The organism is Candidatus Xiphinematobacter sp. Idaho Grape (assembly GCF_001318295.1).
Lineage (GTDB): Bacteria > Verrucomicrobiota > Verrucomicrobiia > Chthoniobacterales > Xiphinematobacteraceae > Xiphinematobacter.
Map to the genome: position 1 here is coordinate 114,005 of NZ_CP012665.1, position 11,463 is coordinate 125,467.

Here is an 11,463-nt window from a genome sequence, read left to right on the forward strand (position 1 = left end):
TACAAAGGCGAACTTGCTATGACTTTCCTTGAAGAAATCTTGAAGGCCGTGCGGAAAGAGCTTAGTTCGGCAAAAATACAACGCACGCCTGCAGATTTACGGTCGATGGTAGCAGATGCACCACCAGTTATTGCGTTGGATCAGAAATTGAGGAGCAGCTTTTGTCTTATTGCTGAAATTAAAGAAAAATCTCCTAGCGTGGGGCCTATGCGCGCTGAAAATGTCAAAAGTGCACCAGAGGCCTACGAGGAGGCCTCTATCGTGCAGGCTATCTCTGTGCTTACAAACTTCTCCTACTTTGGCATGTCCATCCAGAAGCTGGGAGAGATCCGCAAGAATTCCTCAAAACCGATTTTGCGCAAGGATTTTATCGTAGAAGAATACCAAATCTGGGAAGCTCGCGCCTTTGGTGCAGATGCCCTGCTGCTGATGGCAAATGTGCTAGATGTTCCCCGCCTTCGTGGTTTCTATGATCTATGCCGTGAGTTAGGTATGGAAGCTCTTTTCGAGGTCCATACCGATGAAGAAATTCATCTCCTTCCACCAGACGCAAAAATAGTGGGAATTAACAGCAGAAGGTTTAAGGATAAAGGGGGCTTTGTTGGGGTTACAGGCATGTCAAATGAAGATCTTAGCGTCAACCTAGACGCTTTTCAGCTCGTCGAAAAGCTACCGGTGGCGGCTATCCGAGTGGCGGAGAGTGGACTTTCTCCCTCGATGTTGGGCCATGTGCGTGGGAAATTTCAAGCTGCCCTGGTCGGCACTTCGTTGCTGCGTGATAACCTGGGGGTGCGGGCTGGCCTTGCAGACTTTGAAAAACAACTCTCTTGCGGTAAGTCTTAGCTCGATGCTGTAACTTTACGTGCACCTTCTCTGGTACTGGTTCCTGTTGGAAAAGACTGTAAGCTTGTAAGTTACTCTTACTTCCAGTAGGGTCTCGCCTGTCTCATCCGAGCGAGTGCTCATATGTAGGAACTGAAAGAATGGGAAATTAAAACTGCAACATTCGGGAAATCTTTCGCGTTGTTTCCTCCGTGCTTGCTCATTGAGCTGTGGTGCACCCATACCCCGCCCATTCTGCCAGATTTTTCTTGTTTTGTCCAAATGTCTCCTCCGGACGACCGTTCCATCCATTTTGCTGCTTATGCTTATTCAGGACGGACTTTTAACTCAGGGTATACCGGGTTTCGTATGGAGCAGGTAGCCTCAGCCGTTGTAGAATATCAGCTGCTGTCTCTCTGTAAGCACAAATGACCCCGCGTTGTTTTTCGGCATTTCCTTGGCGGATGCGACATTTTCAATGGTCTTGAGATGCTAGGAATGATCATCTTTTCTGCGCATAGAATTCTCGCTACATTTGAAAATTACCCTGTCCTTCTATTGCTCCCCCTTTTTTTAAGGGGGCGTAGGGGTCAGTGGTAGATTAGCGATCCATTTACCGTTTTTCTCTCTAGCGCAATCCTTAAAAATTTGCTTGAGCCAGAATGGATTTCTTTACCCATATTTCTTGCTTTTTATTCCAGTTGGTTGGGGGTACAGTAGCAGCCCTGGTCTTTTTATCAACGGACCTTGGGATGTACTCTTCTGTCTTATTCCAATTGCCATATGTTTTCTCTGTCTTTTAAAAGTTTTGCTTTTGACAGGACTAGTGGTTTGTTTCTGGGTGACGTCCCTTTGTGTTGCTTATCCACACTGCTTCTCCTTATCGGAGGGTTGTTTCTCTTAGGTGAAAGGCCATCAAGAAATACCTAATACATCACTAGACTCTCTACGCCCTTCCGTATTTGAACAGTTTTATGGTCAAGAGAAGGCCGTAGGGCGGTTGCAACTAATGGTGGAGGCGGCGCAGAAGCGTGGAGATGTTCTGCGACACATCCTTCTGAGTGGTCCGCCCGGCTTAGGAAAGACTACGCTGGCTAACATTATCGGCGGTACTGTGGGCACTAATGTAAAGACCACTAGTGGACCTCTACTAGAAAAAGCGGGGGACCTTGTAGGTCTCTTGACGGATGTACCACATGGGGGGGTGTTGTTCATTGATGAAATACACCGCTTACAACCTGCCATTGAGGAATATCTCTATTCTGCCATGGAGGATTTTAGGCTGGATATTGTTATTGATCAAGGTCCTAGTGCGCGCAGTATCCGTCTCAATCTCGCTAAGTTCACTCTTATCGGAGCTACTACCCGTTCTGGGATGATTTCATCCCCACTACGTTCTCGATTTGATATGACCTGCAGATTGGATTACTATAGCGTCACTCATCTACAAAAGATTGTAGAACGTAGCGCTAGTTTGCTAGACCTTCCTATCGACGCAGCTAGTGCCTCGGAAATCGCCCGTCGCTCCCGTGGCACTCCGCGCATTGCTAACAACTTGCTCCACTGGGTGCGAGATTATGCTCAAGTTCGATTTTCCGGCATTGTCACTCAGGAGATAGTTGTTCGAGCACTGACAATGCTAGAAATCGATGAGGAAGGTGTCGACAGAATGGACAAGCACATTCTAGAGGTTCTTATTGGCAAGTTTGATGGGGGACCGGTTGGAATAAATTCACTTGCAGTGGCTGTTGGAGAGGAAGTAGGGACACTAGAGGAAGTACATGAGCCGTATCTAATTATGCAGGGATACCTCCAACGTACAGCTCATGGGCGTGTCGCTACTGCACGCGCCTACCAGAAAATCGGTATTTCCTCTCCCGTACCACATGAGTCCATTCCAAAGTAGGAATCATGGGCTTCCATTCTGAATAGAAGCTAAGGTTCATTTCATCCGGCTAAGAAAAGACCGTTCGAGGTAATTGATCATCTATCCCTGGAGGGTTTTTGTATCATTACCGTTTGGCTTTTCTCCCCGCCTCATTCGGTTTCTCGAGAAGCCTGCGTGGCCTAAACACAACAGGAATACACTCATACAGGCGCAATACGAATCCTGATAGCATCAGGAATTTAGTTCAGTTCTTCACTCCTAGCAGAGAGCAGGCGAGAGGCTACATAGCTGGCACCCTTCCTCAGGGAGAACCCAACCCCACTCGCAGTACTATTCTCCCCTGAAGCCATAGTCATGTTATTCCCTTCGAAGTAGAGCATCAATGCTACCCTAGATACTCTACATAAAGGTTTATATAGACTATAAAGAACACTGGCGGATCTGCCCTTAGGGCCGGAGGTTATTTTCCCATTTAGTAGCAGATTAAATTCTCAGTGTGTCACACTCTACACTAGGAAGTGCCTTCGGAAAGAATACACATATGCTGGACAGAACTTAGCCATCCATCTAGATCCTCTTTCCATCAGTGATGGTACTGGGATCCACTTGCTAAGCTAATACGATCACCTGGTTCTAGGTACTAGCACAGGGGGTATAGCCTTTTTGCAGGAGAGTTGCAAACGTTTCTTCTGAAAGGTTAAGTGCTAATGAAGTCTGCCTGCCCCCATGCATGGGGCGTACAGGCAGTTTTTTGGAAGTAAGACGAGAAAATCCTGCAGGAAGCATGCTCTGGTGTAGGACTGCACCGCACTGGGCATGGCCACAATCCATCCAAGAGACAACTTTTGGTAAACCCCCCATCAGCATTAAGTTTAGGGTGTCAGCTCTTCATAATTTATGGTGAAAACTATGCCTCATTTATGATTCCCGTCGATGGGGGCTATTGGTTATTTTCTCGCAGCTTCCTCTCCTATTTATTAGGATGCGTTTTATGCACATTCATCTCAGTCCTCGGCATCTAGTTCTAACTGCCGCTATTCATTCGTATGTAGCAAACAAAATTTCTCACTTAGAAGAGATGACAGAGCAGATCCTAGCAGCTCATGTGGTTCTTCTCCATGATGAGACACGAACGAAAAAATATGTAATTAAGGTTCACCTAGCAATTCCAGGTCCAGACATTTACGCAGAAGATGCTGAGGACGACCTTTATGCTGCTATCGATAAGGTCTCCACAAAGCTAGCAAGGCTTTTGCGTAAGCGTAAGACAAAAATCCAAGAACGGAAGAAGCACATTTCACAACTTGCAAAGGAGAGCAGTAAACGTGGATATGGAAGACGGTAGAGTAATGACAGCTCTTTAGAAGTGGGTATCAGCCAAAAGTTTTCAGGTGACCTTGCAGTTCATACTTCGTCCTCTAACTGGAGAGGGAGGATGGCACGAGTATAACCACAACAGCTTCGCCAAGGTTAGCCTGCAGATTTTCTTTTCAAGTCTTCAGCGCGAGGAATCTGCTGATGATCACGGTCTCGTTATGGCGGTCCGTACTTGCTGAGAAGTAGCTCGCAGCAGAGATTACCTTCCGGGATTACTTTGTTGCTTTCCCTATAGAAATCTCTTGAATGAAAGGGCTTGGACGTATTCGCAGGGTGACTACCAATGGAGAATTTTGTACTCTGGCATTTACTATACTGGATGCCTGGTTTCCTTGACTCTCTGTGGTGGAAGGGGTTGCTTTTACCTCTTCCCCTCTCCCAGAGAAAAGACGGCAGTATTCTACTTCTACTGCATCGTGCTAGATGAAGACAAAAAACAAATATTCTGCCTAAAATGAAGGGAACACGAGAGTTTGTTGCAGACCAAAGGGCAGACCTCAACAAGTCAGAGGTCTATTCAGACTATAGATCTAATAGGTTTTTGCTTCTTCCAAGAATCTAAACCATGGGAAGTAAAAAGTGAAAAGTAGGAGCTGAAGTCATGGCTGACACAATGCCCATTATCCAACAGAAGGCAGCCTCTGCTGCAGAAACTCCCGTTAAATTGGAAACGCTGAGAGAACAAATTGATGCAGTAGATGCACAGATTTTATCACTTTTAAACAAACGTGTGACTATGGTTCGCAGGATAGGAGAGCTAAAGCAGCAGGAAGGTCTTCCCATCTACGCTCCCGATAGGGAGGAGAAATTGCTTCGCCACTTAGTAGAAAAAAACAATAGCGCTTTATCTGCAGCATCGGTTCATGCTATCTATCGGGAGATTATCTCTGCCTGCCGCGCCCTGGAAAAGGAGGTAGTGGTGGCCTGTTTAGGACTTGCAGCTGGAATAACTCATCAGGCGGCCTGTCGTCGTTTTGGTTCTACTGTGCAATATGCCTTTTGTCAGGAAGCTGCGGAGGTGTTCAGACGAGTTACTAAAAATGAAGCGGATTGTGGAGTAATCCCTATCGCTACTGGTACTACTGAAGTAAGAAGTTCAGTAGCAGCACAACTATTAAGTGACTTAGCAAGGACTGAGCTAAGCATATGTGCCGAAATCTCACTAGATTCTAGGAATGGGGGGAGTGATCGGTTTTTAGTCCTCAATCGCGTTCCGACCCTCCCTTCGGGAGCGGATCGCACACTTGTCTTGCTTCGCTTGGAAAACAAACCTGGAGCACTAGCTACCTTAGAGTCTTTCAAGGAGCATTCCACTAGTTTTACCCCGTTAGCCAGTCAATCATCCACTGAGAAGAACGGTACTGGAGACCTTTTCTTCCTAATGGAAGCAGAAGGGCACAGCACGCAGCTACAAGCTAGCAACTCCCTTCTAGAGCTATCCAGATACTGTCTGACTGTAAAAATTCTAGGCAGCTATCCTAGGCAATAGTACGGTGGAATTAACACGCGAACATCATGACTTAGGGTACTGCACCAACAATAAAGGGAAAGGAGAATAACAAAATCCAAATTTTGGGCACGGACTAGCATGATAGTCAAGAGACTAGGTGGGCTATACAAGTTCATTCTATGATAGTACTATCCAACTGATAGTGGGTGTCGCCGCGGGTTGTGTGTGGTAGGCCAAATGGGGTTAAGGAACGCTTGTCTAGGCATCTCACGCGCAGGGCGCAGATAAGGGGGGATCTATCCGGCGCTATTTAGTTTCTCAAAATGTTGCTGCTCTTTGTTAGTTAAGAGGGCTTCGGTCTCTTTATACTGCGTATTGATAGAGAGCATGGCTTCATACTGTGCCAGGGCTTGGATATAACCAAACCGTGCTTGGAGGACGGCGGTTTGCGACTGGAGTAATTTGATCTTGGCATTAAAAACTTCCAGTTGGGTTCCTACGCCACTGTCAAATTGCTCGCGGGCCAGTCGAAGTGTTCCCGCCGCCTGCACTACATTGGCTTGTTGGCTCCTTATAACCTCTTGAGCCTGCCGTAAGTCGGCAATGCTCTGCTGAATACTGGCAATAACAGAGCGTGCACTGTTGTCGTATCTGATTCTAGACTGCTCCAGCAACGCCTTAGATTGTATGACCTCGCTGCTATAGGCATTGAGTCCACCAAAGACGTTCCAAGTCCCATTAAGACCGAAAAACCATCCACCCGTAGCTCTCCTAGGATGGGAGCGGGTATTGTTTTGAACGAGATATCCACCACCTAAAGTGATCTTAGGATACCTATTAGAAATAGCTTCCCTGACCGAAGCTGCTTGCGAGAGGATGCACTCTCGCTGGGCTTTTAGAATTGGACTTCTGGCAAGTCCTATTCGAACGGCTTCTTCTGAAGAGACGGCGCAGAACCTTACCTCTAGATCACCTACCACACGAAAGGGAATCTCTGCGTGTTTCGTATAGTTCATTCCGAGAAGTTTAACAAGTTGATGCTGAGAGATGCACAAGTTGTTCTGCACTCTCACCAGAGTAGACGCCGCACTAGCAACGGCTGCCTGAGCCTGGAGTACGTCCAGCTTTGGAACGGTGCCCACCTGGTAGTGCTTCTTTTGGCTCTCTAACTGGTCTTCTAGCAGGGCAACAGATTGCTCCTGAACTGCGACGAGAGCGCGATCGAGAATGACTCGAAAAAATGCAGTTTTTACCTGTGCAATAACACTATCGATTGTGCTGCGTAAGGTAAAGAAAGACATATTCTCCTGATGTTTTACGGCTCGCATGCCGGCTAAACTTCCTCCCCCGTCGAATACCAGCTGTTGGGCGGCGAGTTGTGTCTTCCAAAAAAAGTGATTCACCGTACCGCGTCCACTAGGGAATTTCATGGGAGAGCTATCTGTAACGGGCGGAATCTCATTAAAGGCGTTGGTAATTGAAGATGGCACATCTTGAAAAGCACTAGTTGCGACAAGTCGTGGCAGAAGCTGGGCACGTGTGCTAATAAGCTTTCCATGAACAGACCGGATTTGCTGGATGGAATTCAGGATTTCTGGATTGTGTCGAAGCGCATATCGCATGGCATCGTTGAGAGTGAGAAGCTTGGGATTAATGCCAAGTTTTTTTATCCTATCGGGACGGACATGAGGAACGCTATCACTGGCAAGCAATGGTGTTACAAAGAGTACACCAGAGGCGGAAAAATTCGCTACGGAGGCCAGTGACATCCGGTTAGACCGACGAGAACAGAAAGGTACTGGTAGAGACGTCAGTGGAAAAAAGGGAGTAGCTTGGTAGGATGCGACTGGAAAAGAACTTTGTGCCCCCGAAGAGGGAATAAGAAAAAATGACGGGGAAGTAATCGAAAGCTCTGCCTGGAGAGAAGTAGTAAAAAGGACAGTACTCAACACACTTCCCAGATGCCACTTTCTAACTAGCAGGCGTAGGTCTTCTTGAAAGTTACACCTGGCTAATTGACCTTCAGGACGGGTACTCGACAACTTGCCAACTGCTGTGACTCTTTTTTCAAAAGGGGAATTTCTTCTATAGCACTGACTATCCTGCCCTTCCAAGATGTTACTCCTCATAGTGTGAGCCTGGCAGCATGCAAGCGGCATCCTGCAATATTGGAACGGGGATTTACAGGGAACAGAATAAAAGAACATGACCGGGCGCCTCTCGCGAGGCTTCTCCAACATCCTACGCTACTGTTCACTTATCGACTCCTTGCTGAGGCTGGTTCCAAGAATGCAATTTGCGGATTTTGCCAAACTCTCTCAACTCTCTCCATAGCTGGAGGCTTTTTCAGGCCACTTCTAGCCCCGACGGACATAAACACAACACCTCCAAGTAGCGTGTGGCTCTTGCAGTCCCTACAAATGAGGCCGCGCGGGAACTGGATTCTAGCAGCAGAAACCCTCTAGGAAAAAACTCCAGGCGCGCCCAACTAACTAGCCCTTTACCTCGGATCAAGCAATGATGAACTTTATTCTCATGCGACAGCAGGGACTTCAGTAGAAGTGTGGGGGCATATTGGGCATAGCGGGAAGTTCGAGTTTCTTCACTCACACTACCTCCTTCCCGGTGGTATCGCTTTTCAGACTTGACAATGACTTAGCGCTTACGCTCGAGCAAAAAGAACGCAAGCTTCTGGAGAAGCTTGGCCCTAGGCCCGAAAGATTCAATGGCGCGGCGAGCGCTACAAGTGAAACGCGCGGCCTCTCGCCTTGAGGCCCCAACTCCCATGAGTGCAGGATAGGTAGCCTTTTTAGCAGCAACATCCTTGCCAGCACTCTTTCCAAGACATCCGCTAGTCTGCGTGACGTCGAGGATATCGTCAACAATCTGGAAGGCAAGGCCAAGGTTTTCACCAAATGTTGTGAGCGAAGCAAGGTTTGATGGCGTTGCGTTAGCAACCATAGCACCAAGACGTAGAGAGACAACAATCATTGCGGAGGTCTTACACCGATGAATGAAGTAAAGCTCCGAAAGCCCACGCTTTTGCCCCTCTCCCTCTAGATCTGCTACCTGTCCAGCAATAAGCTTGCGACTGCCAGCAGCACGAGAAAGCTCGGAGAGAAACATCTGAGGAGAATAACGCAGTGTGGGATGGGCCTGCGCTAAAATTTCAAATGCGAGCGTCAATAATGCATCACCGGCCAGGAGGGCGATAGCTTCACCAAAAACCTTGTGGGCAGTGTAACAACCACGGCGAAAATTGTCATTGTCTAAGCAGGGAAGATCATCATGAATAAGCGAGTAGGTATGAACACACTCAAGGGCGGCAGCTACTGGCAGTGCATCTTTTTCTTTTCCACCACAAATTTCACAAGCGGCTATGCATAAAATGGGACGTAGACGCTTCCCCCCTGCAAAAAGGCTGTAGCGCATAGCGCGATGCAAGCTCTCCGGCTTGATGGATGGATGAGGCAGAAAGTTGTCTAGTGTTTTATCTATCAAGCGAGCCTTTTCGCCAAGATAGTGAGTCAATTCCATAACCAAAGACAGTCTAATCCTCCAGGCTGTTGCAGTTTATTGGATGGCACACACCCAAAGCCATTCTGATATAATTTAAGTGATATGACTGAGTTCAGGGCCTTAGGAGACACCACTCCGGAGGCTGTTGCAAACTTATCTGGCAGCAGCTGGTATAGGCTCCTTTAGGCAGCCCTTCCCCTACTTTAACCTATTATGTGGGGGTTACACAGTTTTGTGGTGATTTGATGCTAACACTTCAGTTGGAACCGGAAGAGAAGTAGACGGCCCTAGGAATCTGTGGTCTCGCGCCCAGCCGCAACTTCACCCCAACGCATTTCCTTTTGCAATAGGAAGGGCCTTTGTATGAGGCTAGGACCCCATCAGAAACTCGAGGAGGAGCCTTGCCGGAGTCCTCCTAGGCGTCGCTCTCTTGTCCCATAAAATGTTGTGATATCCTCTTGTGCCTCACAATATTGGAGAGCAGCTCCCAAAATACCCCTCTACCTGGAATGCTCTAGATAGCGCTGTTTTTCTACCCAAATAGAAAGCAGAGCAATATCGGCTGGTGTGACTCCGCTAATGCGTGAGGCTTGGCCAAGCGTTTCCGGGCGTACCTGAGAAAATTTTTGAATTGTTTCATTCCTTAGCCCAGTAACTTGAGAAAAATCTATCCACTCGGGGATACAGAGAGCCTCCTGACTGTTGGCGCGAGCTACTTGTTCTTTTTGGCGGTGAATATATCCCTCATATTTCAGTTCGACTTCTACTGATTCCCAAATAGAGTCCGGGTACTTATTGCGCCATGCTGGGTCTACGGCAGAAAAAGAATTTTCTGGGCGACGCAGCCATACAGAAAGAGGTACTCCGTCCTGTCGTATCCGATGTGCTTCCAGCATCAATTCCTGAAAGGCGGAATTCCTTTCTTCATAACAGTGCTTACGGATTCCCCCTACTAGTCCTACTCGAATTCCTTTTCCTGTTAGGCGGAGATCGGCATTATCCTGGCGGAGGAGTAGACGAAATTCAGCCCGGCTAGTGAACATCCGATAAGGTTCTAGTGTTCCACGGGTTACTAAATCATCTACCAACACCCCTATATAGGCTTCAGAGCGTGATAATATCCACGGTGGCCTACCTTGCACCTGTAAAGCAGCGTTTGCACCAGCCACAAGTCCTTGAGCTGCAGCCTCTTCATAGCCAGAACTTCCATTGATCTGACCAGCAAAATACAATCCAGTAACCTGATGGGTCTCCAAAGTGCGCTTTAATTGTGTGGGTGGACAATAATCGTACTCTACGGCATATCCTGGCCTGAGAAGCTCTGCGTTTTCTAGGCCACGAATGCTCCGTATCAGTTCATATTGTACCCCAAAAGGCAGGCTGGTAGAGACACCGTTCACGTAGACCTCATCTGTGTGATGCCCTTCTGGTTCCAGAAAAACCTGGTGCTGGGACTTATCAGCAAATTTTACCACCTTGTCCTCTATAGAGGGACAATATCTAGGCCCCACCCCCTCAATACGTCCATTATAAAGAGGAGACTGATGGAGGTTCTCTCGAACAATCGCGTGTGTCTTTTCATTAGTACAAGTAATCCAACAGGGAATTTGCTTCACGTGAAACCTTCCATGCTTCCAAGCATTAAGGGTAAAGATATCATTTACACCTCGTTTTAGGGTATGAGAGATGGCACTAAAAAGTGGAGGGGGCTCTTCGCCATCCTGTCGCTGACAGGCTTCAAAGTGGATAGATTTTGCCAGAAGGCGGCAGGGTGTGCCTGTCTTGAACCGACCAATTTCAAACCCCAACTCCTGCAGGCATTTACTTAACCCTGAAGCTGTCTCTCCCAGTCTTCCTCCTTCTTGATTGCATGTGCCAACATGCAACAACCCTTGCAAAAAGGTGCCTGTGGTAACCACCGCAGCTGATGTACGGTAACAGACTCCCAATTGCGTCCTAATACCAACTATGCGTCGTTCCTCAACATAGAGATGAGCCACAGCCGCCTGATGAATCTTCAGCTCTGGCTCCCTTTCCAGTAAAGCCTTCACCCGAAATTGGTAGGCCTTTTTGTCACATTGGGCTCTCGGTGCCCGGACGCTGGGGCCTTTGCGCATATTGAGCATGCGGAACTGGATACCTGTGGCATCTGTATTCAGTCCCATTATCCCCCCCAAGGCATCAATTTCCCGAACTATGTTTCCTTTGGCCAATCCACCGATTGCAGGATTACAAGACATCTGGGCAATAGTATCTGCATTCTGAGTCAGCAAAAGAGTGCGACACCCTAACCGCACAGAGGCCATGGCCGCCTCTACTCCGGCGTGCCCGGCACCGATTACTACTACATCAAAGTTCTCGGGATAGTTGAAGACTGACATGTCTACTTTATCTTTATGAAGGAAGT

The 11,463-nt window shown here is 47.7% G+C and carries 8 protein-coding genes; 5 read left to right on the forward strand and 3 right to left on the reverse strand.

Translation table 11 applies throughout. From position 1 onward, the window contains the following. Positions 1 to 18: 18 nt before the first annotated feature. From AMD24_RS00520 to pheA, 5 genes are all read left to right on the forward strand, one after another. On the forward strand, positions 19 to 843 hold the full coding sequence (locus AMD24_RS00520) for an indole-3-glycerol phosphate synthase TrpC (protein ID WP_062100198.1): 825 nt from the start codon (positions 19 to 21) through the stop codon (positions 841 to 843). Between the two features lie 883 nt (positions 844 to 1,726). Then, positions 1,727 to 2,728: a Holliday junction branch migration DNA helicase RuvB gene (gene ruvB, locus AMD24_RS00530; RefSeq protein ID WP_062100200.1), complete on the forward strand. Its 1,002-nt coding sequence runs from the start codon at positions 1,727 to 1,729 to the stop codon at positions 2,726 to 2,728. Positions 2,729 to 3,701: 973 nt separating this feature from the next. Then, a complete protein-coding gene (gene hpf, locus AMD24_RS00540) occupies positions 3,702 to 4,055 on the forward strand; it encodes a ribosome hibernation-promoting factor, HPF/YfiA family (RefSeq protein WP_158404303.1) in 354 nt (117 codons plus the stop codon). Between the two features lie 52 nt (positions 4,056 to 4,107). Further along, entirely contained in the window at positions 4,108 to 4,266 is a 159-nt protein-coding gene (locus tag AMD24_RS04390; RefSeq protein WP_158404305.1) for a hypothetical protein, read from the forward strand. A 422-nt stretch (positions 4,267 to 4,688) separates the two neighbouring features. Further along, positions 4,689 to 5,576, forward strand: a complete 888-nt coding sequence (gene pheA, locus AMD24_RS00545; RefSeq protein ID WP_082382979.1) for a chorismate mutase — start codon at positions 4,689 to 4,691, stop codon at positions 5,574 to 5,576. 257 nt (positions 5,577 to 5,833) lie between these two features. Here the strand turns inward: pheA and AMD24_RS00550 are convergent, their stop codons facing one another. From AMD24_RS00550 to mnmG, 3 genes are all read right to left on the reverse strand, one after another. Then, entirely contained in the window at positions 5,834 to 7,489 is a 1,656-nt protein-coding gene (locus AMD24_RS00550; protein WP_158404307.1) for a TolC family protein, read from the reverse strand. Between the two features lie 703 nt (positions 7,490 to 8,192). Then, a complete protein-coding gene (locus tag AMD24_RS00560) occupies positions 8,193 to 9,074 on the reverse strand; it encodes a polyprenyl synthetase family protein (RefSeq protein WP_062100206.1) in 882 nt (293 codons plus the stop codon). 482 nt (positions 9,075 to 9,556) lie between these two features. Continuing rightward, on the reverse strand, positions 9,557 to 11,437 hold the full coding sequence (gene mnmG / locus AMD24_RS00565) for a tRNA uridine-5-carboxymethylaminomethyl(34) synthesis enzyme MnmG (protein WP_062100207.1): 1,881 nt from the start codon (positions 11,435 to 11,437) through the stop codon (positions 9,557 to 9,559). Between the last annotated feature and the right edge of the window lie 26 nt (positions 11,438 to 11,463).

What these genes read in the sequence shown, in the direction of transcription:
- AMD24_RS00560 (WP_062100206.1), bottom strand. Translation starts at nt 9,074, where the DNA reads ATGGAATTGACTCACTATCTTGGCGAAAAGGCTCGCTTGATAGATAAA.
- mnmG (WP_062100207.1), bottom strand. Translation starts at nt 11,437, where the DNA reads ATGTCAGTCTTCAACTATCCCGAGAACTTTGATGTAGTAGTAATCGGT.
- hpf (WP_158404303.1), top strand. Translation starts at nt 3,702, where the DNA reads ATGCACATTCATCTCAGTCCTCGGCATCTAGTTCTAACTGCCGCTATT.
- pheA (WP_082382979.1), top strand. Translation starts at nt 4,689, where the DNA reads ATGGCTGACACAATGCCCATTATCCAACAGAAGGCAGCCTCTGCTGCA.
- AMD24_RS00520 (WP_062100198.1), top strand. Translation starts at nt 19, where the DNA reads ATGACTTTCCTTGAAGAAATCTTGAAGGCCGTGCGGAAAGAGCTTAGT.